This window comes from Geofilum rhodophaeum (genome assembly GCF_002210225.1).
GTDB lineage: Bacteria > Bacteroidota > Bacteroidia > Bacteroidales > Marinilabiliaceae > Geofilum > Geofilum rhodophaeum.
On sequence record NZ_MWUJ01000005.1, the window covers coordinates 82595 to 106363 of the forward strand.

Here is a 23769-nt window from a genome sequence, read left to right on the forward strand (position 1 = left end):
AAAAAAGACCAAAAGTCTTCTGATTTTGTTACTTTCGTAGCAAATTCAGAAGACTTTTTAGTATACATACGTTATGCTCACACTCAGACAAATTCAGGAGAATAAAGCAGAGGTTATAGAGCGCCTCCGCATCAAAAATTTTGATGCCACCGCCTTGGTGGATGAAATTATTGCCTTGGACCAGCGGCGAAAGGCGCAGCAGGCGGAGGCAGACGGCCTGCAGGCCGAGATGAATGCGCTTTCGAGGGCCATAGGTCAGTTGTTTAAGGAAGGTAAGGCCGAAGAGGCCAATGCCGCCAAGGAAAAAACCGGCGGCATGAAGGAGCAGATTAAAGTCCTCACCACCGGCCTGGAAGAAACGGAACAGGCCCTGCAGCAATTGTTGGTGCAGTTGCCCAACCTGCCCCATGCTTCGGTGCCTGCCGGAAAAGGGGCGGAGGACAATGAGGAAGTACGTTCGGGCGGGGATTTGCCGCAATTAAAGGAGGCCCTGCCGCACTGGGAGTTGGCCAGAAAGTACGATTTGATCGACTTTGAATTGGGTGTGAAGTTGACCGGTGCCGGATTTCCTGTGTATAAGGGGAAGGGTGCCCGACTGCAGCGTGCCCTGATCAACTTCTTTTTGGACGAGGCTACCAAGGTCGGCTATGAAGAAGTGTTGCCGCCGCTGCTGGTGAATGAGGACTCCGGTTTTGGTACGGGACAGTTGCCCGATAAGGAGGGCCAGATGTATCATGTGGGGGTGGATAATCTTTACCTGATTCCCACTGCCGAGGTGCCGGTGACCAATATTTATCGTGATGTCATTTTGAATGCGGCCCAGTTGCCCATACGCAACTGTGCCTATTCGGCTTGTTTTCGCCGCGAGGCCGGTTCCTATGGCAAGGATGTACGGGGACTCAATCGTCTGCATCAGTTCGACAAGGTGGAAATTGTTCAGGTGGCCCACCCCGATGCTTCGTACAAGGTGCTCGACACCATGGTGGCCCATGTGCAATCGCTGGTCGAAAAACTGGGACTGCCTTGGCGCATTCTGCGTTTGTGTGGGGGAGACATGAGTTTTACTTCGGCCCTGACTTTCGATTTTGAAGTCTATTCTGCCGCCCAGGAACGCTGGCTGGAGGTGAGCTCGGTCAGCAATTTTGAGAGCTTTCAGGCCAACCGGTTGAAACTCCGCTTTAAGGAGGAGGGGGAAAAGAAAACCCAACTGGCGCATACCCTGAATGGCAGTGCCCTGGCTCTGCCCCGGATTATGGCGGCCTTGCTGGAGAACAACCAGTCCGAAGCGGGCATTAAGGTGCCCGAAGTGCTGGTCCCCTTCTGTGGTTTCGATATGATTTCTTAAGTCTATGTTTATTTTTAATACATCTTTTTACGTGCAGGACACCGTGTTCAGCGCATGGCGGCAATGGGTAGAGCAGGAAATGCTGCCCGCTTTGGCTGCCGGTGGCTGGTCGCAGGCTGCGGAAGTCTTTGAGGTGGTTTCTGCGGTGCCCGACGCGGAGAGCCGTATTTTTTCGGTGCAGTGGCGTTGCGGAAGCGATGAGCAGGTGGCACAGCTCGATGAGGTGTTGGTGCCTCAACTGGAGCAGTGTACCTTAAGGTTTGGACAAAAGGCTACGCACTTCAGTACGCTTATGAAAAGCTGGTGATGATACAAGCCCCTAAGGAACGCATTATTTTGGGTATCGACCCGGGCACCACAGTCATGGGCTATGGGGTTTTACGTGTGGTGGGCTCTAAGCCCTCCATGGTAGCTATGGGGGTGCTGGAACTGAAGAAGTACAACGATCACTACCTGAAATTAAAGCGGATATTTGAGCGGGTGGTGCAACTTATTGATACTTATCACCCGGACGAGCTGGCCATTGAAGCGCCTTTTTTTGGGAAAAATGTGCAATCGATGCTCAAATTGGGCCGGGCGCAGGGTGTGGCTATGGCCGCGGCCTTGTCGCGTTCCCTGCCCATTTTCGAATATGCCCCCTTGCGTATTAAGCAGGCCATTACCGGGCGCGGCTCTGCCAGCAAGGAGCAGGTGGCTTTATTTTTAAAGCAGTATTTGAACCTGAAAGAAGAGCACAAGTACCTGGATGCCACCGATGGACTGGCTGCTGCGGTTTGTCATTTTTTTCAGGCCAACAGACCCGATGCAGGTGGTGGTACTAAAAGCTGGAAGGCCTTTATGTCGCAAAATCCCGATCGGGTGCGCAAGGCCAAATAGCCTTGATCTAAAGTTGAGCCCGGATGGCTTCGGCCACCGCTTCCATTTCTTCCTTTGCGAGTTGCAGCTTGGGCTTGGCAAAGCTGATGTCGGCTTCGCTTTGCAGCGGCACCAAATGCACATGGGCATGAGGAACTTCCAGTCCCAACACCGCTACGCCAATTCTTTTGCAGGGAATAACCTGCTCAATGGCTTTGGCCACTTTTTTGGCAAAGACACTGAGTCCCCCCAGCAGCTCATCGTCCAAATCAAAAACATAGTCGCATTCCTGTTTGGGCACTACCAGGGTGTGTCCCTTGGCCAGCGGGTTGATGTCGAGAAAGGCAAAGAAGCGCTCGTCTTCTGCAATTTTGTAGCAGGGGATTTCTCCGGCTATTATTTTTGAAAAAATGCTTGCCATTTACTTTTGTGTTTTTGTTGGACCAGCATCAAAGATAAAAAAAATGTTGCTCTTCCATTTTGCTTTGGGGAAGAAAACCACAAGGGGCTGCTTGTTGAAGCAGCCCCTTGTGGCGGTAACCATTCGCTTTGATTTACAAGGCTATTTCTAAAATTTCAAAAGGAATAATGCCTGAGGGAACCTGAATATCGACCTTGTCGCCCACCTTATGTCCCAGCAAGCCTTTGGCAATGGGGGTGGAAATGGACAGCTTGCCGGCTTTGAGGTCGGCTTCACTTTCCGAAACCAGAGTGTAGGTCATTACCGCATTGTTTTTGAGGTTCTTGATCTTCACTTTATTCATGATTTGTACCTTGGAGGTATCCAGTTTGGACTCGTCAATGATGCGGCTTCCGGCAATGGTTTCTTTCAGCTTGGCAATTTTCATTTCCAGCATACCTTGTGCCTCTTTGGCCGCATCGTATTCGGCATTTTCCGAAAGGTCGCCCTTGTCGCGCGCCTCTGCAATTTGCTTCGAGATGTTCGGTCTTTCCACCGATTCGAGATGAGCCAGTTCTTCTCGCAGTTTTTTCAGGCCCTCTTCTGTGATGTAGCTCACTTTTGACATGTTCATTTCCTCCTTATTCGTTATAGATACGTTTAATAAAATACAGAATCCCGAATGTTTCGGGACTCTTTGCTGTCTTATTGTTGACAGCAAAAGTGCGTTGAATAAAATTTCGTTGGTTTGTAAAGGGGTTGTGCGGGATTAAATGATTGGCCTTTTCAGTACTTCTGAGAAAATTACTGCTTTGCGCCAATCTAAGCGCTCCTCTTGCAACCAGGAAGACGTGCTGTAGGTATCGTCTTCGTCTTCCAGGATTTTGGTCTCCGGTCTTCGGGTAATCCTCGTAATTCTTTCTGAGCGTTTCAGATTGTCTGACTTTTTGATGCTCCGATAGTCCGGTTTTTTGTAGTTCAGTTTTTGAGGTTCCAGTTTCTCTGCCTTCATGGGCTGTGGGATGGCCTCACTGTTACTCGTGGGTTGGGTTTGTGGGCGCCTTTCGTCTTCCAGCCAATCCCCAAAGGGCGGGAAGGCTTCTTCAGGGAAGGGGCTGGCTTCATTTTCGGGCATACCATCTCCCTGCTGCTCTTTGCTCCTGGATTTTTTGAATACACTCAAAACCAGGGCTCCGATCATTACGAGGATATATAATATGTCTCCGAAATCTCCCATTGCGGTAAATAAATAATAGCTAATTTAGCCCGAACAAAACAAATAAACAAATAAAGCGACCTGAAAAACATTCGGTCGCTGATAGTCTGCAGGTTAAACAGTCGTGCTGCTGTTTTGTTTTATGTTGAACCTACTTTTTGCTATGTTGAAATATTCACTTCTGGTCGTTGGTACGTTGCTTTTTCTTTTTGGTTGCAAAAAAGAAGAACATCCGGTGCCCAACTACCGGTTTACTGCCTATGTTGATCTGATGTTGCCCGATTACAACCAGCAGGTTTTTACTTTGCGTACAGATTCTTATGGTGCCCGGGTAGGCGTAGCCGGGGTCATTGTTTATCGCCTGGCTATGGATGAGTATTACGCCTTTGAACGCTACTGTCCCCACGATAAGGACCCGCAATGTGCTGTGGCGCCCGATGAAGATCCCACCCTGGCTGTTTGTCCCTGCTGTGGCTCCAAGTTTTTATTGTTGTCCGAAATCGGGGACGTGGTAGAGGGGCCTTCGGCCTATTCTCTAAAGCGCTACAAGACACGGGTGGAAGGTTCCACTTTGATCATCTACAACTAGGGCTGAATGTAAGGAGATTACTTGATGGGTTTTTCGGGGTGAAGTAAAAAAGAAAAGGGGGCCTCCCGCTTGTGCCACCCCCTCTTCTTGTGTTCCTTTGTTGCTCCTTTATTAGTAACGATAGTGGTCGGGCTTGTAGGGGCCTTCTTTGGCAATCCCTATATAGGCTGCCTGGGCGTCGGTGAGGGTGGTGAGCTTCACACCCAGTTTGGCCAGGTGCAGGCGGGCCACTTCCTCGTCGAGGTGCTTAGGCAGGGTATATACGCCCAATTCGTAATTGTTTTTCCACAACTCGAGCTGAGCCAGGGTTTGGTTGGTAAAGGAGTTGCTCATGACAAAGCTGGGGTGACCGGTGGCATTGCCCAGGTTTACGAGGCGACCGCGCGACAGCAGTATGATGCAGTGTCCGTCGGGAAATTCAAACTGGTCGACCTGCGGTTTGATGTTGATCTCCTTAATGCCGGGGGTTTTCTCCAGTTTCTCTACCTGAATTTCGTTGTCGAAGTGGCCAATGTTGCATACAATGGCGGTGTCCTTCATTTTTTGCATGTGCTCCACGGTAATTACGTCGCGGTTGCCGGTGGCGGTGACATAAATGTCGGCTTGCGATAAGGCCTCTTCAATGGTGGTTACTTCATAGCCTTCCATGGCGGCCTGCAGGGCACAAATGGGGTCGATTTCGGTTACGAGTACCCGGGCGCCGAAACCTCGCATGCTTTGCGCGCAGCCTTTGCCCACATCGCCATAGCCGCAAACCAGTACGGTTTTTCCGGCCACCATTACATCGGTGCCCCGCTTGATGCCGTCGGCCAGACTTTCGCGACAGCCGTAAAGGTTGTCGAACTTGCTCTTGGTTACCGAGTCGTTGACATTGATGGCGGGGAAGAGCAGTTCGCCTTTTTCCATCATTTGGTACAAACGGTGCACCCCGGTGGTGGTTTCCTCGCTTACGCCCTTAATGCCGGCAGCGACTTTGGTCCAGCGATTCTTGTTTTGGGTATTGAGTTTGGCCATCAGTGCCATCAACTCGCGAAAATCTTCACCTTCCTGGCTGTAGTCCTTCTGCAATACGGCAGGGTCTTTTTCCAGCTCTACCCCTTTGTGTATCATCAGGGTGGCGTCGCCGCCATCGTCCACAATGAGGTCGGGTCCACTGCCTTCCCCGAAATCGAGGGCGCGCTCGGTGCACCACCAGTACTCAGCCAGGGTTTCTCCTTTCCAGGCAAAAACGGGTACGCCGGCTGCGGCAATGGCCGCTGCGGCATGGTCCTGGGTCGAATAGATGTTGCAGCTGGCCCAGCGCACATCGGCCCCCAGGTGCACAAGGGTTTCGATGAGCACGGCGGTCTGCACGGTCATGTGCAGCGAGCCCATTACTTTAGCCCCTTTCAGTGGTTGTTCTTTCCCGTATTTTTCGCGCAGGGCCATCAAACCCGGCATTTCTTTTTCGGCCAGGGCGATTTCTTTTCTTCCATAGTCGGCCAGACTCAGGTCGGCCACTTTATGTTCTTGTGATGGTTTATTCATGGTGCTTTATTTTAGTTAGCATACTTGAATTTATCAGGTGGGCAGTCCATGCCTTTGCAGGAGCTTCCTGATTTCTGTTTCGTCTTTTCTCAATTGTGCTTTCAGCGCTTCGAGTCCCTCAAATTTCATTTCTTCCCGGGTTTTGTGCAAGAATTCCAGGCTTATTTCTTCGGAATAAATATCCTCCCCAAAGTCCAGAATATGCACTTCAACCGATCGGTGGTCCATTTGGGTGTTTACTGTTGGTTTAACGCCAATGTTGACCATGCCCCCAAAAGTCTTTCCGGTAATGCGTACCCGGCAGGCGTAAACGCCGTCGGGCGGCAGGAGCTTAGCCCTCTCGTTCACTTGTAAATTGGCTGTAGGAAAGGATATGCGTCGCCCCAGTTGTTGGCCCCCGACCACGCGTCCCGTTATGCTGTAAGCATAGCCCAGGAGCGCATTGGCCTCAGGTACTCTGCCTGCCAACAGCAGCTGTCTTATGCGGGTAGAGCTGGGTCTCTGGCCATCTACTTCAACCGGCTGGTAGCGACTGAGTCCGAAGCCGAGCCTGGTGGCCAGGGCGTCCAGCTCTTCCGAACGAACGCCGTCCTTGCCAAAACGGTGATTGAAGCCTACCAGCAGGTGGCGGGTTCTTAGTTGTTCAGCCAGGATGTGCGTGGTGAATTCACTGGCTGAAAGTTGGGCCAACTCAGTGGTAAAGGGCAATACAACCAGGTGATCGATGCCCGTCTCGCTGAGTATGCGGGTCTTTTCTTCCAGGGTATTGAGCAGGCGCAGCTTTTCCGGATCGTGTCCCAATACCAGGCGCGGGTGTGGCCAAAAGGTGAGCACAACTGAAACGGTGTTCAGCGCTTTGGCCAGACGTACCAGCTCCCGAAGGAGGGCATGGTGTCCCGGATGCACCCCGTCAAAGGTGCCCATTGTGAGCACGGGCGGGGGCCCGCTGTAGGTTTCGATGGAAGGGTGTATCTGCATGCGCTTTCCTCTGTTTTAAACCTCCTTTTCAAATACGTCGTTGGCGCCGTACTCCATCAGCCAGGCTTTGATAAAGCCCTCCAATTCCCCATCGAGCACCGCCTGCACGTTGCTGGTCTCGTGACCGGTACGCACATCCTTTACCAGTTTGTAGGGCTGCAAGACGTAGGAGCGGATTTGGGAGCCCCATTCGATTTTCTTCTTTTGGGATTCAATTTTGTTTTGCTCCTCCAGGCGCTTTTGCAATTCCATTTCGTAGAGTTGCGACTTGAGGTTGCGCAGGGCGTTTTCCTTGTTGCCTCCCTGAGAACGCGACTCGGTGTTTTCAATGACAATGCCGGTTGGGGCGTGGCGCAAACGCACCCCGGTTTCAACTTTGTTGACATTCTGGCCTCCTGCGCCGCTCGACCGGAAGGTTTCCCAGGTGATGTCGGCGGGATTGATGTCGACTTCGATGGAGTCGTCGATGAGCGGAATCACAAAAACTGAGGTGAAAGAGGTCATGCGCTTGTTGGCCGAGTTGAAGGGGGAGAGGCGCACCAGCCGGTGTACCCCGTTTTCGCCTTTCAGGAAGCCGTAGGCATAGTCGCCCTCGAATTGCAGCGTGACGGTTTTTATGCCGGCTTCCTCACCTTCCAGTATGTGATTTACCGAGACTTTGTACTTGTTTTGTTCGCCCCAGCGCACATACATGCGCATCAGCATCTCCGCCCAGTCCTGGCTTTCGGTACCGCCGGCGCCGGCATTGATCTTGAGTAGGGCGCCCAGTTTATCCTCCTCTTTCTGGAGCATGTTGCGTAATTCCAGATCTTCTGTTTGGGTGAGGGCCAGCTTGTAGGCTTCCTGAACATCTGCCTCTTCTGCTTCGCCTTCTTTAAAGAAGTCGTACAATACCTGCAGGTCAGCAATGGCCGTTTTTATGGTCTCATAGCCATTTACCCAACTTTTGAGTTCTTTTAGTTTTTTCATCTGCTCCTCGGCTTTTTTGGCATCATCCCAAAAATCCGGAGCCTGAGAGCGCAGGTCTTCTTCCTCTATTTCAATCTTCTTGCGATCGATGTCAAAGATACCTCCTCAGCGCCGCTTCGCGGACGCTTAAGTCTTTAATTTGCTCTGGTGTTACCATAAATATGTTGTTTTTAGGTTGCAAAAGTACGAAAAAATATCGTACCCGGGGGGAGGCCGGCTTTGTAATGACTAGAAAGTCCTGTTTCTGTGGTTGTTGCAGTGCCTGGATATGAGTCTGAAAGCCTGGGTGTTGCCCAGGCGTCCGGCTTCGCTCCAGTCGTTGCAGGCGCCTTCTGTCAGTCCCGTGTTGAAACGGGCCATGCCCCGTTGCATCAGGGCATGATCGTCGGCAGGATGGATGCGCAGGGCACGGTCGAAGTCCCCAATGGCCTTCAGGTAATCGTTGCGCTTAAAGTGAATGCTTCCAATGAGGGTGTAAATGCCAGGCAGAAAGGGGTTCAGTCGGGCGGCGGTCTCCAGATCGCTGAGCGCCACTTGTGGGTCGCTGGCGTATTGCATGCTTAAGCGGCCTCTTTCGTACCAAGCCATAGCCAGGAGACTGTCCAGTTCCAGGGCGTGGGAGAAACTCGCATAGGCTTTACGAATTTCTTTGCTGCTTTGTTGGATTTGGCCCAGGAGGAGGAAGCCCTCGGCCAAATTGTCGTCGCTGCCCAAGGTGGTAAGCAGCAGTTCTTGTGCCTTGGCGCTTTGCCCATCCAACAGAAGGAGCTGGCTTTGGGAGTAGGCCGCCATGGCTGCGCTGGATGGGTCCTGACTGCTGAGGATTAAATCCTCCTGAGCGCCAAGGGTGTTGCCGTAGTGACAGCGACTGAGTGCCCGCCAGGCCTGGATTCGGGGATGGGCCGACTGGATGCGCAAGGCGGTGCTGAAGGCACGGGCCGATTCGGACCACTTTTCCATGGCCTGGAGAATCAGGCCCTCACAGCAGTTGGGGTCGCACAGCTGCAGTCGGTCGCTTCGCTTTCTGAAGGCAGCCCATTGCTGATCTACGTTCTGCCAGTTTTTATCGCCCAGTAGGTATACAGGGAGCAGGACCCATTGCGCGTTGGTGTGCAAACGATAACTGATGCCTATAAAGTGACCGCTTTCGTTGAGCAAGGGCGCGCAGCGTTCTCCGTAGCCGGCCTGAAGCGGCAGCAGGGCACTTCGCCCCAATTCAAAGACTTGGAGCATTTGTGTAATCCTGCTGACGCGTGACGAATTTTGCTGGTCATCACGGGGCGAGATGTGCAGTACTTCTCCCCAGGGGTTATAGGGTCTTCGCTCCGGGGTTAAAAAGCCATCGTCGCGGTTGCGGTAGCCCGACAGCCGCACCAACGCCAGGTTGGCATAGGGGTGAATGGCAATAACCCGATCCAACGCAAGGTTTTTGTTTCGGTGATCGCTCACCACCAGCGAATCGGCACTGCGCAGCAGGGAGGCAGAGGTGAGGGCCAGGCCGTTGGCACCAATAAAGAAGCCCCTGGCCGTATCGGTAGGCAGCTGTTGTTTACTGAGTGCGGTAAGACTGAAGGTGGCCGACTCGGCTCTGGAGATTTCTTCCAGAAGGCTGCTTTGGGCCAGTAAGCCGGGGCTGGTCAGGAGTCCCCACAGGACCAGAAACACGTAAAAGAAACTGTTTTTACCTTGCATGTAAACGGGTTAATACCCTAAAATTAGAGAAAAACAGTTGCGCTGTGCCGACTTATTTGACGGATGTGTCTGCGGAGTAGGTGGCGGAGGGTCGTGGAGGTGTAAAAGAAAAACCCGATGGCGTACCATCGGGTTTCATCTGTTTTGCTGGGGTGAAAGACCGGATTCGAACCGGCGACCTCCAGAGCCACAATCTGGCGCTCTAACCGACTGAGCTACAATCACCATTTTAAAGCGGTGCAAATATAAGGGTTTTTATTCTAAATTTGCAAGTGAATTTTGAAAAGGATCTTTCTTTTATTGTGATATTTTTGTGGATGAATCATTTAATTTTTGAGAATGAAGTTTTTTGCTTTTGATGCCGCGCTGGATGAGCAGTTGAAGCTGGTGCAGCGACGCATCAGAAAATTGATGAACGGAGAAATTGCCGCACAACTTCGGGCCGCCGGCATGGATTATGCCAAGCTTTATGGCGTTTCCCTGGTGCACCTGCGACAGTTTTCACAGGAGTTGAAGCCGGGAAAGGATCTGGCCGATCGGCTGTGGCATCGAAATATAAGGGAAACAATGATTTTGGCCACCATGCTTGCCCCAAAGGAGGATTTTCCGGATGCTTTGCTGGCACAGTGGGCCGATGGGGTGCAGCATATCGAGCTGGCTGAGCAGTTGGCTTTTAATTTTTTAGGAAAAAGGCCCGGGTCCGGTGCTTTACTGGAGGCGTGGTTGCTGCATCCCGGGCAATATGTGCGTTATAGCGCGTTGATGGCCCTGGGCTGGCAGTTGCGCTTTGTGGGGATGGAGGTGGTGCCGGTTTTTAAAAGTAACCTGAGTACCATTGAGGCACTGGCAGCAGACGGCGGGGTACGCCGGGCTGTGGTGCATTGTTTAAAAATGGGGGGGCGTTTTTCTGAAGAGCTGGCCGAGCCTGTGGAGGCCTTGGCGCGTAAATGGCAGGGAGGGGTTGAGCCTGTGTTGCAGGAAGCCGGGGCCGAAATTTTGTTCGAGTTGGGGAAAAGTTAACTTTGTGCAGTCAATTATTTTCTTACAATAAATACAGCATTCCGTGAATATAGTACCAGTAAGCAGCGCCAGTGAAAAGCGGGCATTTTTAGATGTGGTAGCGCGTATCTATGCCAACGATCCGTATTACGTTCGCCCCCTGGATGTGCAGGTAGAGGCTATTTTTGATCCCGCCCGCAACGACTTTTTTAAGCATGGGCGTGCCCGCCGGTTTTTACTTCAGGACGATAATGGAACTACTCTGGGTCGTGTGGCCGCTTTCATCAATGAGAAAAAGGCTTATGGTTTTGCCCAGGCTACCGGCGGGATGGGTTTTTTTGAGTGCATAGACAATCGTGATGCGGCTTTTCTCTTGTTCGATGCGGCCAAAGAATGGCTGAAGGGCGAGGGCATGGAGGCGATGGATGGACCCATTAACTTTGGTGAAAACGATAATTTTTGGGGCTTGTTGATTGAGGGTTTTACCAGTCCTGCTTTTGGTATGCAGTACAACCCGCCCTATTATCAGGGCTTTTTTGAGGACTATGGCTTTCATAATTATTTTGAGCAGGTGACCAATCATCTGAATTTGGCCAAGCCTTTTCCGGAGCGTTTCTGGACCATTGCCAGTCGCGTGGTGAGTCGCCCCGACTATTCCTTTAAGCATTTGACTTTAAAGGAAACCGAGAAGTATGTGGCCGATTTTGTGGAGGTGTACAACGATGCCTGGCAGTACCACGAGAATTTTACACCCATGGATCCCGACACGCTGCGCAAGTCGTTGAGGGAGGCGGCACCATTTATGGACGAAGAATTCATCTGGTACGTTTACCACAAGGAGGAGCCCATTGCCTTTTTTGTAATGTTTCCCGATGTTAATCAGATCATACGGCACTTCAGGGGAAAGATGAATTTGGTGAATAAGTTGCGTTTTGTGTATTACAAGTTGCGTCATGAAATGACCCGGGCCAGGGTGGTGATCATGGGGGTGAAACCCCGTTATCAGCGTCTGGGTATTGAGTCCGGGATTTTTTATCACCTTAGGGAGGTGGTGGCCCGTAAGCCTTGGTACAAGGAGCTGGAGCTCTCATGGGTAGGCGATTTTAACCCTAAAATGCGTGCCTTGCACGAATCGATGGGTGCCGATCTCGGCAAACGGCACATTACTTATCGCTATATTTTTGATGCGGCCAAGCGTGCAGCGCAGCGCGCAGGAAGCATTCCGGTGGATACCAAGTATAAGGCCGAGTAGTCGCGCTGCTTGGGCCGCTTTCTTGGAAGGGGGGCGGGCCAAAAGTTTTTCAGGAATAAAAAGCAGTAATTTCTTTGAGTTTTTGGACTTTATCTCTACCTTTGCAAACCGTTTTAGGGAATAAAAAAGAGTGTAATTAACTGTAGCGTTTCCGAAACGCCCTAAAAGTAGGGTGCCCGGGAACATAAAAAATTAATCATAAGTACAATGAAACAGGGAATTCATCCGGATAATTATCGTATGGTCGCCTTTAAGGATATGTCTAACGGCGATACCTTTATTACCCGTTCAACCGCCAATACCCGCGAGACAGAAGTGATCGATGGTGTAGAGTATCCAGTGGTAAAGCTTGAAATTTCAAGCTCTTCACACCCGTTTTACACCGGTAAAATGAAGCTGGTGGATACTGCGGGACGTGTGGATAAGTTTATGAACAGATACCAGAAGCATTTCGACAACAGAAAGAAGTAATTCTTGGTTGTGCTTTAGGTTTAGAGATAGAAAGCTTCGGGATTCCGGAGCTTTTTTTTGATTTATACCGACATATTTGCGGCATGGGTACACTTGGCACGGGTATTGACCATTAAAGGATGGCTCCATTTTAGCATACATCGGAGCCGTATTGCGACATATTGGCAGAGAAAGGAAGGAAGAAATATGGATAATGTAAAAGTGACCATTGGTCTGAGTGATATCATGGAGGGAGAAGGAGAGTTTATACCGATTGTGGAGGAAGAGGATTTTCAACTGGGAAAGGACGACGCCGATTTGCCGGAGGTCTTGCCGCTTTTGCCCTTGCGCAACACGGTGCTTTTCCCCGGCGTAATTGTACCCATTTCAGTGGGGCGGGAGAAGTCGCTCAAGTTGGTGCGGGACGTGCAAAAGCAGAAAGGCTATTTGGGTGCTTTGGCGCAGACCGACGATGGGGTTGAAGATCCTGCAACGACGGACTTATACGCTACCGGAACCCTGGCGCGGGTACTAAAAATTCTGGAGATGCCCGATGGTTCAACTACCGTTATTATTCAGGGGCGTACTCGTTTTAGGCGTCTGGAAATTGTGGAAGAGGAGCCCTATTTTAAGGCCCGTTATCGGTTGTTGGAAGAGCGGTTGCCGGAAGGGGACGACAAAAGGGAATTTGAGGCGGTGGTTGGTTCGCTGAAGGATTTGTCTCTCCGGCTGATAAAGGGTTCTTCGAATATTCCTCAGGAGGCATCTTTTGCCCTGAAGAACATCAGCAGTGCTTCTTTTTTGATTAATTATATTGCTTCTAATTCGGAGCTGAAGGTGGGCGAGAAGCAACAGTTGTTGGAGACCGAGGGCTTGAAGGAAAGAGGGATGGCCCTTGTGGAGCATTTGGTGCAGGCTGTGCAGCTGCTTGAAATCAAGAACGACATCCAATCGAAGGTGAAGATGGATATCGACCAACAGCAGCGGGAGTATTTCTTGCATCAGCAAATCAAGACCATTCAGGATGAGCTGGGGGCCAGTCCCGTAGAGCAGGAAATAAAAGAAATGGAGCAGGCTGCTGCCCAAAAGAAGTGGAGTAAGGAGGTGGCCGGGGTTTTCAAAAAGGAGGTGGATAAGTTAAGGCGCCTTAATCCTGCCTCGGGTGAGTATTCCATTCAGCACAACTATTTGCAGACCATGCTGGATCTGCCCTGGAATGTTTATACCCGGGATAATTTTGATATGAACCGGGCCCGGAGGATTCTGGACCGTGATCATTATGGTTTGGATAATGTAAAGGAACGTATCCTGGAGCATTTGGCCGTATTGAAACTGAAAGGTGATTTGAAATCGCCCATTTTGTGCTTATATGGCCCTCCGGGAGTGGGCAAAACATCTCTGGGTAAGTCGGTGGCTGAGGCACTCGGCCGTCAATATGTCAGGGTTTCGCTGGGCGGCTTGCACGATGAGGCAGAAATCCGCGGGCACCGAAAAACATACATTGGCGCTATGCCCGGTCGCATCATTCAAAGTATAAAAAAAGCCGGGGCGGCCAATCCGGTGTTTGTACTCGACGAACTGGATAAGATTGGCAACAGTTTTCATGGTGATCCGGCTTCTGCCTTATTGGAGGTGTTGGATCCGGAGCAGAACAGCACTTTTCATGATAATTTTCTGGAGGTGGATTTTGATCTGTCGAAGGTGATGTTTGTGGCTACCGCCAATACGCTGAGCAACATTTCCGCGCCCTTGCTCGATCGCATGGAATTGATCGATGTCAGCGGCTATATTTTGGATGAGAAGATAGAAATTGCCCGGCGTCATTTATTGCCGCGTCAAATGGACCTGCATGGTGTTCCCAAAGGTACGGTTAGCCTTTCGAAGAAGGTGTTGGCCTACATCATAGAAAGTTATACACGCGAGTCGGGCGTTCGGAAGCTGGACAAGGTTCTGGCCCAGCTTTTCAGGAAGATAGCCTTGAAGTTGGCCTCAGAGGAAGCGGTTAAAAAGAACCTTTCAGTGTCGGATGTCCGCGGCTTGCTTGGCGTGGAACGTTTCAGCAAGGAAAGCTCGGAGAAGCTTACTGAGCCCGGGGTGGTTACCGGCCTGGCCTGGACCGCTGTTGGCGGAGAAATCCTGTTTGTGGAGAGCAGTCTCAGCAAGGGCAAGGGCAACCTGACCCTGACCGGTAATCTTGGAGAAGTGATGAAAGAATCGGCCGTGTTGGCTTTGGAGTACCTGAAATCGCATGCTGGCGAGCTGGATTTGGATCCCGAATGGATGGAGCAGCACAACATACACGTGCATGTTCCCGAAGGGGCCATTCCCAAGGATGGCCCTTCAGCAGGTATAACCATGGTCACTTCCATGGCTTCCTTGTTGATGAAGCGCCCGGTTAAACCGCAACTTGCCATGACGGGTGAGCTGACCCTGCGTGGGAAGGTGCTTCCGGTGGGAGGCATCAAGGAAAAAATTCTGGCTGCCAAGCGTGCCGGTATTGTGGACATCATTCTTTCCAAAGAGAATCGAAAAGATGTAGAGGAAATCAAGGCCCTTTACCTGCAGGGTCTGAGCTTTCATTTTGTGGAGAATGTTTTGGAGGTGCTGGATCTGGCACTAATGCCCAAGGCCTGATTTTTCAGGCCTTGGTGACACGCTCACTGAGGTAGCGTGCCTCAAAAGTATCCATCAGTTGTTCCATGTCGGGCGTCAGGCGCGCCAGGGCTCTTTTGATAAAGGCTTTGGGAATGTGCTTGAAATAAGCTTCGGCCAGAGCCCCTGCAATGGAGGCAATGGTGTTGGCCGGTCCGCCCATATAAATGGCCAAACGTATGGCTTCCTCAAAATCGGAAGCTTCGAGAAAGGCGGCAATGGCCGGGGGCACCGGTGTGGGCAAGGGCTTGCCGGCCTGGATGTGTGCTTTCCAGTGTTCGGTCTTTAGATTGAGGTCGTAGGCGAAATGTACCGAAACAAAGGCTTTTATTTCTTTGCGGGTGGCCCCGTTTTTAGCCATGTGCACCGCCACTGCAGTGGCGCGGGCGGCTTCCAGACGAACAGGTACATTGTGTGTGATGAGGGTTGAGCGGCGGGCTTCTTCCAATGCTTCCTCGATGGAAGAAGCAGCAAAACCAATAGGGCTGATGCGACGTGCGGCGCCGTCTCCATCGCTTACGTAGCTGCCCTTTCCGCCACTTTGGGCCCAGGTCAGGAAATCGCTCCGGTAACCGGCCTTAGGAAAGCGGGTAGTCCATTCAATCAGGCTGTCTTTATAAGGTCTCTGATGTAAAATGGAGTCGGCTGTAGCCAGCGTAAGTACCGTGTCGTCGGTGAATGCTGAGGTCGGTTTAAATAACTGAAAGTCCACTGAGTCGACTTGCTCGTGGACAAAAGACGAGCCGATAATGTCGCCGATAATTGCTCCCTTCATACCTTATAATTGTTTCCGCTTGGGGGACGAAGTTCTAAGTTTTTGGCATAAAAACAAATTTTTATCCGGCTGTTTTTGATGAAAGCCCTTGACTTTTGGCCCGGTTGGAAAAGGTAAGGAGGGGTGGCCTGATGGATTTTGTGTGCCTTTTTGCTATATTTAGTGGGAAATTGAATGGCACGCCTATGCAAATTTTTGTTCGTTACCTGCTGTGGAGCGCTCTGGCGCTGGTGGGACTGTTTCTTATCTGGTACTTTCGCTCGGTATTTGTTTTTATCGCGCTGTCCGGGGTGCTGTCGCTCATTACCCGCCCCCTCTTTGAGGTCTTCAAAAAACTGCATTTGGGACGGGTGCGACCCGGAAACGGTGTGGCTGCTTTGCTGACTGTTTTGGTGATATGGGTATTTATTGTTCTCTTCTTTCGCTTTACTTTGCCCTTGCTGGGGGGCGAATTGCGCTACCTTTCGGAGGTGGACTATCCTGCTTTATTTGATCAGGCGCAGCTGCTGCTGCAGGAGGTGTTGGCGCCCCTGCATCGTATTGACGCCGACTTTTTTGAACAGCTGGAAATGCAGTTAACCCTGGCCGTGAATGGTTTGTTGGATGTTTCCCGCCTAAGGGGTGCCTTTTCCGGGATGTTTGATTTTTTGGGGAGTCTCGCGGTGACTGCTTTCTCGGTTACTTTTATCACCTTCTTCTTTCTGAAAGAGGAGGGGCTCTTTGTGCGGCTGCTGATGATCCTTATTCCCGATGAGCACGAAGACGGGGTGCGACACGTGCTGCATTCGGTAAAAATTTTGCTGCGCCGTTATTTTATCGGCATATTGATACAGATTTTTCTGATCTGCTTTTTTGTTACCCTGGGTTTTTTGTTTTTGGGCTTGCAGTTTGAGCATGCCCTTACCATCGGATTGATCAGTGGTTTGTTTAATGTTATTCCTTATGTAGGTCCGGTATTGGGAGGGACTTTTGGCATTTTGACTGCTTCGGTGATTTATCTGCAGCTGCCTTTTGATTTGCCATTTTTGTCCTATTTGGGTTTTGCACTGCTCATCTACGTTGTTGTTCAGCTGATGGATAACCTGTTTTTTCAACCGCTGATTTTTTCTACCAGCGTACGTGCGCATCCGCTGGAAATTTTTATAGTGATTTTGATGTCGGGCTATTTGTCGGGCATCCTGGGGATGTTCCTCGCGATTCCGGTGTACACCATAGTACGGGTGATTGCCCGCGAATTCTTTTACAAATACAGGGTGGTTAAAAAGCTGACCGACGGCTTTGCCTAAGGCAGTGAGACTTCCTGGTAGAAGAGGCTGTCGTTGGCCAAAGCCGCTGCTTCCTGGATGGATTCTGATGCTTCGGGTTTGGGGATATTTTTTGGAGCGTCTGCCTTAAGCCGGCGTGCCTCATGGGCGGCAATGCGCTTGCCATGAAGGGTCGCAGTGACATAGGCATCGGCAAACCCCATTTGTTGCAATAAATCCCTGAAACTTCTGGCTTTTTCGAAATCCTCAAACAGACCAGCTGTAAATTGATTGATGTTTTCGTATTGGTACTGGTGCAGGGAAAGCATGTTTAGGGCATAGGGTTGCAGGTCTATGCCTGTGAATGCGCCAATCTGTACCTGAAAAAGGATGCCGTTTTCCGGAATGGGGAAAACCAGCCATTCCTCATCGTGAGGGTGTGAGAGAAAGCTGTCGCCAGAAGTGCCGGTCGTGTCGGCAGGCAAAGTGAGGCTGTCGGCTTTTGGGGCAGGCACGACGGAGTCGGCTGTGTGTTGCCCCCCGGAGGGCCAGCTGAGCAGGCCGTAGAAGGCCATCATCACCATAAGAACCAGGAAGAAAATCAACAGAAAAAAACTGAATTTCTTGAGGCGGCTGTATTTTTGCGATTGACGCGCAGAGACCGCCTTAAGGCGGGCAATCTCTTTTTCATAGGCACGGATGCGGGTTACTTCGCTTTTGTGCTGGTCGGGTGTTTGATGCATCTTTTGTCTTGCTTTTTCTTGGGCGCTTTAAAAATAGTGAAAGCATTTAAAAATAGGGCATAAGAGCGGCTTTTAATTTTTGGCACGTGTTTTGGGTTGTATAAATCAAACCGGTTTTGTTCACGGAGTGTTTTACCAAAACTGAAGAGCCATGAAAACTACAGCCCATATTCGCAGCTTTGTCGCCCTGGTTATTGTTTTATTGATTGGAGCGACTGCTTATGGCCAAGCTACACAACGCGACCGCCATCAGCGACCGGAACGTAAGAAGGAACAGCCTGCCCTAAGGCACGGTAAACCGGAAAACAGACCTCAGTCCCACAGGACGCAAAATCAACGACCGCAACATCAACGACCGCAGCATCAGGGTCGGGATCGTCAACATCCGCAGCATCAGCGTCCCCAACATCAGCGTCGGGAGTATCAACATCCGCAAAATCAACGACCGCAACATCAGCGTCCGGAGCACAGGGCCAGGGGGCATCATGCTCCTGCGCAACACCACAGGTCGCCGGTCTACCATCGGCACTTACCTGCTCAAAGAGTGAATCGCTTTCACCACCGGGGGCACGATTATTACCATGCCAACCACCGCTTTTATCGTTACCATCCGGGCAGAGGCTATGTAGTGGTAGAAGCGCCTTATACGCGTGTACGCTATTTGCCGGCTCGCTACCAGGTCAGGGTGTACAACGGGCATCGTTACCCTTATTACAACGGTTATTTTTTCCTGCCGGTGGAGTATGGTTATGTGATGGTGCCGGCGCCAGCTCGTCCGCGAGCCGCGTTTAATATTGTGTTGAATTTTTAAAGATTGGGATAGAATGGCAGCGCAACAAGCAAAAAGCCGGGGGCAGGGGCCTCCGGCTTTTTGCTTGCTGACGAAGCAGCCTAACCTTCCAATTGGTTGTAGCGTTCAATGATGTTGAGGTAGGGGGCTACCCCAACGGCCGTAGCATCGGCATGAACGGCGGCTTGTTTGTAGTAATCCTCCCGTTCGGCCAGTTTTTGGCGAATAAAACCGAGTAACTCCTCGTCCGACTTTCCGGCCAGCAGGGGGCGGCTTTTGCGGGCCGGCAGCAGCCGTTCGTAAAGCACTTCGGGACTCAGTTGAAGGTAGATGGTGAGGCCCTTGCTGCGCATAAGTTGCATGTTTTTGTGGAAACAGGGAGCTCCGCCTCCGGTGGAGACGACCACCCGGTTGAGTGCTGCGACTTCCTTCAGGGCTTCGTGCTCCAGCAGGCGAAAGCCTGCTTCCCCAATCTCGTTAAACAGGGCAGCTATTGATTTACCCTGGCTTTGTTCAATATAATGGTCCAGGTCGATGAAGCGCCACTGGAGCGCACGCGCCAGCATTTGTCCCACCGTGGTTTTTCCACTTCCCATGAATCCGGTCAAAAATACACTGTTTACCATCCGCTGTGCTTAATCAAAAATGGACATTTGGCCATCGTTTCCTTCCCCTTCCTCCGGGTCATCCCCGTTTTCCTGCTCCTCCTCCCTGCTTGGTTCGGGCTGAACGAGCGGCTCCAGTTCATTAACCTTTGAAACCTGGTAGGTGGTCAGGCGCTTACCTCTGGCTTTGAATCCTTTAACACCAATAAATTCGGCCACCTCTACAATTTCTTTTTCCCTCTCCTTATCCTCTCCCCCAAATTTGATTTCGAGGCGGGGATAGTCCACTTTGGTCAGGCGTACCAAATGCGATTTGGGATGGTCGCCGATGAAACGCTGAGCCTGGCGTACCGGTTCGACCTGGAAGCGCTTGATGTAGTAGAACTTTTGTTCGGCATCGTAATAAACGGCCGACCAAACGGTGTCGGGCCGGTATTTTTCGATTACCAGAATGTGGTCTTCGTAGTGGTTACTTAAGTCGAAACTGGTTTGGTAAAATTGCCCGTCGCGCGTCATTACCAGTATTTGCTCGTCGCCATGGAATTCACCCAGATAGGTGCCACGCCCGTCCACGTTGAGGCGGAGGGTTTCGGGTTCGAACCAGATTTTTCGGCCACCCAGGGTCGATTCGCCTTTGCGTTTGAGCACCACCTTTTGGACCTCGTGCTTAGAGAGGATATTGCCCTGGGCGCCCCGACCTTTCACCAGCAGTTCGCCCATGTCGAAGTCGAAGATCAGATTGCGGATTCTTGCTCTGGGGCGAAGGGTTACCTTTACGATTTCCGCTTCCCCATTGGGATTGGCGCTGAAATACAGTATTTGTGAGCCTTCGGTCCCCTTGGTCAGGTTGTACTCCTTGTCGCGCGTTATGCCGGTAACGGCAAAACGCTTTACATAGGCCGCACCGTGCTTGCCGTCGCGATAGGCCACATTGTAGATGGTGCGCTCGTCGTTTCTCTTAAATACGGCGGCATGGATGATGTCCTTGCCCACAAAGGCTTTTTCCTGCACACGGGTAATGATGTAGCGCCCGTCCTTGTAAAAGAGGATGAGGTCGTCGATGTCGGAACAATCACAAAGGTACTCGTCCTTGCGCAGCGAGGTGCCGATGAAGCCCTCCTCGCGGTTGATGTACAGTTTCTCGTTTTTGACCACCACCTTGCTGGCTTCAATGCTTTCGAAGCTGCGCAATTCGGTTTTACGCGGAAACTTACTGGCGTACCCCTTTTTTAAGCGCTTGTAATAGTCGATGGAGTAGGGGATAATGTGCTCCAGGTTGTAGGCTACCTGCTCCAGTTCTTCCTCGATGGCCGCCATGTATTCATCGGCCTTTTTAGCATCGAAACGCGAAATCCGCTTGATTTTGATTTCGGTGAGTCGGACAATGTCGTCGCGGGTCACCTCCCGCTTCAATTTCGGCTTAAAGGGCTCCAGTCCGTGATCAATCGTCTGAATAATGGCTTCAAAAGTCTCACATTCTTCAATGCGCTGGTAAATCTTATTCTCGATGAATATTTTTTCGAGGGAGGCGTAGTGCCAGGCCTCTTCCAGCTCATCGCGACGTATTTCCAGTTCGCGGGTCAGCAGGTGCACCGTATGGTCGGTGTTGGCTCTTAAAATTTCCGAAACGCCTATAAAGCAGGGCTTGTTGTCGCGAATCACGCAGGCGTTGGGCGACAGCGACAACTCACAGTCGGTAAAGGCGTAGAGGGCATCTATGGTCTTGTCGGGCGAAGCTCCAGCCGGCAAATGCACCTGAATCTCTACATTCTGGGCCGTGTTGTCGTCTATTTTTCGGATTTTAATCTTCCCCTTTTCTACGGCCTTGAGTATGGACTCAATCAGCGAGGTGGTGTTTCTGCTGAAGGGAATGTCGGATATCACCAGGGTGCGGGCATCCAGCTTGGAGATTTTGGCCCGTACTTTTATCTGTCCCCCCCGCAGGCCGTCGTTGTAACGCGAAACATCCAACATTCCTCCGGTGGGGAAGTCGGGATACAATTCAAAGCCTTCGCCCTTAAGGTGGGCAATGGAGGCATCAATCAACTCCTGAATGTTGTGCGGCAAAATCTTGGAAGCCAGTCCCACCGCAATCCCCTCCACGCCTTGAGCCAGCAGCAGGGGGAATTTTACCGGCAGGGTAATGGGTTCCTTGTTGCGGCCGTCGTACGAGGGTTTCCACTCTGTGGTTTTGGGGTTGAAAACGACCTCCTGGGCAAACTTGGTCAGGCGTGCCTCTATGTAACGAGGCGCCGCACTGCCGTCGCCCGTAAAGATGTTTCCCCAGTTTCCCTGGGTGTCGATCAGCAGGTCTTTTTGTCCCAGCTGCACCAGGGCATCTCCGATGGAGGCGTCGCCGTGGGGGTGAAACTGCATGGTGTGACCAATGATGTTGGCCACTTTATTGTAGCGGCCGTCGTCGAGCCGCTTCATGGCGTGCAAAATCCTGCGCTGCACCGGTTTCAGTCCGTCGTTGATGTGGGGTACGGCCCGCTCCAGTATCACATAGGAAGCATAGTCGAGAAACCACTCGCGGTACATCCCCTGCAGAGGGGTAATCACCGGCGCATCTTCGTGGGCCGACCCATCGCCCGGGTTGGGTTGTAAGGCCTCGTTTTCGTCCAGCATATCGTCTTTGTCCATAAGTCTCTTTTCCTTTTTTCGCCTACAACATTTCCTCGTCTACAATCAGGTTGTCGATGATGAAGTTCTGGCGGTCGGGGGTGTTCTTGCCCATGTAAAAGTCGAGCAATTCCTTGGCCGCATCGTCCTTTTTCATCCGCACCCGGTCCAGCCGGATGTCCTTGTTGATAAAGGCGCTGAACTCATCGGGAGAAATCTCTCCCAAACCCTTAAAGCGGGTAATTTCCGGATTGGCCCCCAGGGCTTTCAGGGCCTGCAGGCGCTCCTCTTCGGAGTAGCAATAACGGGTCTCCTTTTTGTTGCGTACCCTAAATAAGGGCGTTTGCAAAATGTAGAGGTGTCCGTTTTTGATCAGTTCCGGAAAAAACTGCAAAAAGAAGGTGATCAGCAGCAGGCGAATGTGCATGCCGTCCACGTCGGCATCGGTGGCGATGATGACGTGGTTGTAGCGCAAGGCTTCGATGCCTTCCTCGATGTTGAGGGCCGCCTGTAAGAGGTTGAACTCTTCGTTTTCATACACAATCTTACGGCTCAGGCCGTAAGAGTTCAGGGGCTTTCCCTTGAGCGAGAATACCGCCTGGGTAGCTACATCCCTGGCCTTGGTGATGGAACCGCTGGCCGAGTCGCCCTCGGTAATGAAAATCATGGTTTCCATTTTGCGCTCGGCATTGGAGTTGTAATGCACCCGGCAGTCGCGCAATTTTTTGTTGTGCAGACTCACCTTTTTGGCCCTTTCCCGGGCCAGTTTCTGAATGCCCGAAATGGCTTTGCGTTCCTTTTCCGACTCCAGAATTTTCTTGTGCATTATCTCCGCAGTTTCGGCATGGCGGTGCAGGTAGTTGTCGAGTTGTTGTTTTAAAAAGTCGCCTACGTAATTGCGTACCGAAGTGCCGTCGGGTCCCATATCTTTCGAGCCCAGCTTGGTTTTGGTTTGTGATTCAAATACCGGCTCCTCAATTTTGATGCTGACGGCCGCCACAATGCCCTGACGAATGTCGGCCACATCAAAGTTTTTGTTGTAAAACTCGCGGATGGTCTTGACTACCGATTCACGAAAAGCAATCAGGTGCGTGCCGCCCTGGGTGGTGTGCTGACCGTTGACAAAGGTATAGTACTCCTCACCGTACTGGTTGGTGTGGGTCAAGGCAATCTCCAGGTCGTCGTCCTTGAGTTGAATGGGCGCATAAAGACCCGGCTCGGTCATGTTCTCTTCCAGCAAATCGAGCAGTCCCCGTTTCGATTGAAAAACGCGGCCGTTGAAATGGATGGCAAGACCGGCATTCAGGTAGGTGTAATTCTTAAGCAGGTCTTCAATGAATTCGTCCTTAAAGGTAAAGGCATCGAAGATGGTGTCGTCGGGCCAAAATTCGATGAGGGTGCCGTTGGGGGCCTGGGTAGATTCTATCGGGTTTTCGGCCACCAGCTCCCCGCGTGAAAAGCTTACCAGCTTGGTTTCCCCTTCGCGAAAGGCCTGCACCTTAAAGTTGACTGACAAGGCATTTACCGCCTTCACCCCAACACCATTGAGTCCCACCGATTTTTTAAAAGCCTTACTGTCGTACTTGGCGCCCGTGTTCATTTTGGAAACCACATCCACCACCTTTCCCAGTGGAATGCCACGGCCATAGTCGCGCACGCTCACCCGGTTTTCGTCTATACGGACTTCAATTTTTTTTCCGAAGCCCATCATGTATTCGTCGATCGAGTTGTCCATGACTTCCTTTAAGAGGACATAGATGCCGTCGTCGCCGTAGGTGCCGTCGCCCAATTTACCAATGTACATACCGGGGCGCCTGCGAATGTGCTCTTTCCAGTCGAGCGTTTGAATGGAGTCTTCTGAATAGTTCTGAATCATAGTTCGCTACAATTGTTGCCGTTTTTGTGTGGGTGGGAGGCGGTTTTGTAAAAACCTCCCAAATATAGCGAAAAGCACAAAACGAAAATAATTGATTTATGAACAGGTCGGGTAAGACTCTGTTAAACACCCTCTTGTTTTGCTTGCTACGGAGTCAATAATCCGCTATTTTTATCGCAGAATCCCCCAT

The 23769-nt window shown here is 51.3% G+C and carries 22 protein-coding genes and 1 tRNA gene; 10 read left to right on the forward strand and 13 right to left on the reverse strand.

All coding sequences use genetic code 11. The annotated features are described in order from the left end of the window. Nucleotides 1–73 precede the first annotated feature (73 nt). Genes serS through ruvC form a run of 3 tightly spaced genes read left to right on the forward strand, consistent with a single transcriptional unit; the run spans nucleotide 74 to nucleotide 2221 of the window. Complete coding sequence (gene serS, locus B4W65_RS06610; RefSeq protein ID WP_088654350.1) at nucleotides 74–1345, forward strand: serine--tRNA ligase; 1272 nt, start codon at nucleotides 74–76, stop codon at nucleotides 1343–1345. A 4-nt stretch (nucleotides 1346–1349) separates the two neighbouring features. Continuing rightward, nucleotides 1350–1652 carry a DUF4286 family protein gene (locus B4W65_RS06615; RefSeq protein WP_088654351.1) on the forward strand — a complete coding sequence of 101 codons (303 nt, stop codon included), beginning with the start codon at nucleotides 1350–1352 and terminating at the stop codon, nucleotides 1650–1652. Beyond that, entirely contained in the window at nucleotides 1652–2221 is a 570-nt protein-coding gene (ruvC, locus tag B4W65_RS06620; RefSeq protein ID WP_088654352.1) for a crossover junction endodeoxyribonuclease RuvC, read from the forward strand. The genes B4W65_RS06615 and ruvC overlap by 1 nt, the downstream gene beginning before the upstream one ends. A gap of 7 nt (nucleotides 2222–2228) precedes the next feature. Here ruvC and B4W65_RS06625 read toward each other — a convergent pair whose 3' ends face one another. The 3 genes from B4W65_RS06625 to B4W65_RS06635 form a co-directional block, all read right to left on the reverse strand. After that, the gene (locus B4W65_RS06625) at nucleotides 2229–2621 is read right to left on the reverse strand and encodes an HIT family protein (RefSeq protein ID WP_088654353.1); all 393 of its coding nucleotides are present in this window, start codon (nucleotides 2619–2621) and stop codon (nucleotides 2229–2231) included. Nucleotides 2622–2754: 133 nt separating this feature from the next. Beyond that, a complete protein-coding gene (gene greA / locus B4W65_RS06630; protein ID WP_240509500.1) occupies nucleotides 2755–3234 on the reverse strand; it encodes a transcription elongation factor GreA in 480 nt (159 codons plus the stop codon). A gap of 135 nt (nucleotides 3235–3369) precedes the next feature. Next, a complete protein-coding gene (locus tag B4W65_RS06635) occupies nucleotides 3370–3801 on the reverse strand; it encodes a hypothetical protein (RefSeq protein WP_088654354.1) in 432 nt (143 codons plus the stop codon). Nucleotides 3802–3979: 178 nt separating this feature from the next. Between B4W65_RS06635 and B4W65_RS06640 the strand changes: the two genes are divergently transcribed. Then, nucleotides 3980–4405, forward strand: coding sequence for a Rieske (2Fe-2S) protein (locus B4W65_RS06640; protein WP_158522794.1), 426 nt, complete (start codon nucleotides 3980–3982; stop codon nucleotides 4403–4405). 111 nt (nucleotides 4406–4516) lie between these two features. Here B4W65_RS06640 and ahcY read toward each other — a convergent pair whose 3' ends face one another. The 5 genes from ahcY to B4W65_RS06665 form a co-directional block, all read right to left on the reverse strand. Beyond that, complete coding sequence (ahcY, locus tag B4W65_RS06645) at nucleotides 4517–5932, reverse strand: adenosylhomocysteinase (RefSeq protein ID WP_088654356.1); 1416 nt, start codon at nucleotides 5930–5932, stop codon at nucleotides 4517–4519. A gap of 33 nt (nucleotides 5933–5965) precedes the next feature. Beyond that, nucleotides 5966–6910: a bifunctional riboflavin kinase/FAD synthetase gene (locus B4W65_RS06650; protein WP_240509501.1), complete on the reverse strand. Its 945-nt coding sequence runs from the start codon at nucleotides 6908–6910 to the stop codon at nucleotides 5966–5968. A 15-nt stretch (nucleotides 6911–6925) separates the two neighbouring features. Next, nucleotides 6926–8036 (reverse strand): peptide chain release factor 2 gene (gene prfB / locus B4W65_RS06655; protein WP_146697732.1). Its coding sequence is split into 2 segments (ribosomal slippage): nucleotides 6926–7972 and nucleotides 7974–8036, totalling 1110 coding nucleotides; the frame shifts between segments, so codons are not numbered across the junction. 71 nt (nucleotides 8037–8107) lie between these two features. Beyond that, nucleotides 8108–9571, reverse strand: coding sequence for a tetratricopeptide repeat protein (locus B4W65_RS06660; protein ID WP_088654358.1), 1464 nt, complete (start codon nucleotides 9569–9571; stop codon nucleotides 8108–8110). Nucleotides 9572–9719: 148 nt separating this feature from the next. Then, a tRNA-His gene (locus tag B4W65_RS06665) sits at nucleotides 9720–9796 on the reverse strand. A 114-nt stretch (nucleotides 9797–9910) separates the two neighbouring features. On the opposite strand from B4W65_RS06665, the gene B4W65_RS06670 reads away from it, so the two are divergent. From B4W65_RS06670 to lon, 4 genes are all read left to right on the forward strand, one after another. Beyond that, nucleotides 9911–10591, forward strand: a complete 681-nt coding sequence (locus B4W65_RS06670; RefSeq protein WP_088654359.1) for a DNA alkylation repair protein — start codon at nucleotides 9911–9913, stop codon at nucleotides 10589–10591. A 43-nt stretch (nucleotides 10592–10634) separates the two neighbouring features. Further along, on the forward strand, nucleotides 10635–11822 hold the full coding sequence (locus B4W65_RS06675) for an N-acetyltransferase (protein ID WP_088654360.1): 1188 nt from the start codon (nucleotides 10635–10637) through the stop codon (nucleotides 11820–11822). 207 nt (nucleotides 11823–12029) lie between these two features. Beyond that, on the forward strand, nucleotides 12030–12293 hold the full coding sequence (locus B4W65_RS06680) for a type B 50S ribosomal protein L31 (protein ID WP_088654361.1): 264 nt from the start codon (nucleotides 12030–12032) through the stop codon (nucleotides 12291–12293). 186 nt (nucleotides 12294–12479) lie between these two features. After that, nucleotides 12480–14906, forward strand: coding sequence for an endopeptidase La (gene lon, locus B4W65_RS06685; RefSeq protein WP_088654362.1), 2427 nt, complete (start codon nucleotides 12480–12482; stop codon nucleotides 14904–14906). A 4-nt stretch (nucleotides 14907–14910) separates the two neighbouring features. On the opposite strand, the gene B4W65_RS06690 is transcribed toward lon, so the two are convergent. Continuing rightward, on the reverse strand, nucleotides 14911–15699 hold the full coding sequence (locus tag B4W65_RS06690; protein ID WP_088654363.1) for an ADP-ribosylglycohydrolase family protein: 789 nt from the start codon (nucleotides 15697–15699) through the stop codon (nucleotides 14911–14913). Between the two features lie 185 nt (nucleotides 15700–15884). On the opposite strand from B4W65_RS06690, the gene B4W65_RS06695 reads away from it, so the two are divergent. Beyond that, a complete protein-coding gene (locus B4W65_RS06695) occupies nucleotides 15885–16985 on the forward strand; it encodes an AI-2E family transporter (protein WP_088654488.1) in 1101 nt (366 codons plus the stop codon). Here B4W65_RS06695 and B4W65_RS06700 read toward each other — a convergent pair. Beyond that, entirely contained in the window at nucleotides 16982–17686 is a 705-nt protein-coding gene (locus B4W65_RS06700) for a hypothetical protein (RefSeq protein ID WP_088654364.1), read from the reverse strand. The genes B4W65_RS06695 and B4W65_RS06700 overlap by 4 nt on opposite strands. Before the next feature lie 151 nt (nucleotides 17687–17837). Between B4W65_RS06700 and B4W65_RS17180 the strand changes: the two genes are divergently transcribed. Beyond that, complete coding sequence (locus B4W65_RS17180) at nucleotides 17838–18497, forward strand: DUF6515 family protein (RefSeq protein WP_146697733.1); 660 nt, start codon at nucleotides 17838–17840, stop codon at nucleotides 18495–18497. Nucleotides 18498–18577: 80 nt separating this feature from the next. On the opposite strand, the gene B4W65_RS06710 is transcribed toward B4W65_RS17180, so the two are convergent. From B4W65_RS06710 to B4W65_RS06720, 3 genes are read right to left on the reverse strand one after another with little or no spacing between them, the layout of a single operon-like run. Next, a complete protein-coding gene (locus tag B4W65_RS06710) occupies nucleotides 18578–19102 on the reverse strand; it encodes a shikimate kinase (protein WP_088654366.1) in 525 nt (174 codons plus the stop codon). A gap of 9 nt (nucleotides 19103–19111) precedes the next feature. Then, a complete protein-coding gene (locus B4W65_RS06715) occupies nucleotides 19112–21724 on the reverse strand; it encodes a DNA gyrase/topoisomerase IV subunit A (protein ID WP_088654367.1) in 2613 nt (870 codons plus the stop codon). Nucleotides 21725–21746: 22 nt separating this feature from the next. After that, the gene (locus tag B4W65_RS06720; protein ID WP_088654368.1) at nucleotides 21747–23579 is read right to left on the reverse strand and encodes a DNA topoisomerase IV subunit B; all 1833 of its coding nucleotides are present in this window, start codon (nucleotides 23577–23579) and stop codon (nucleotides 21747–21749) included. Nucleotides 23580–23769: the final 190 nt, after the last annotated feature.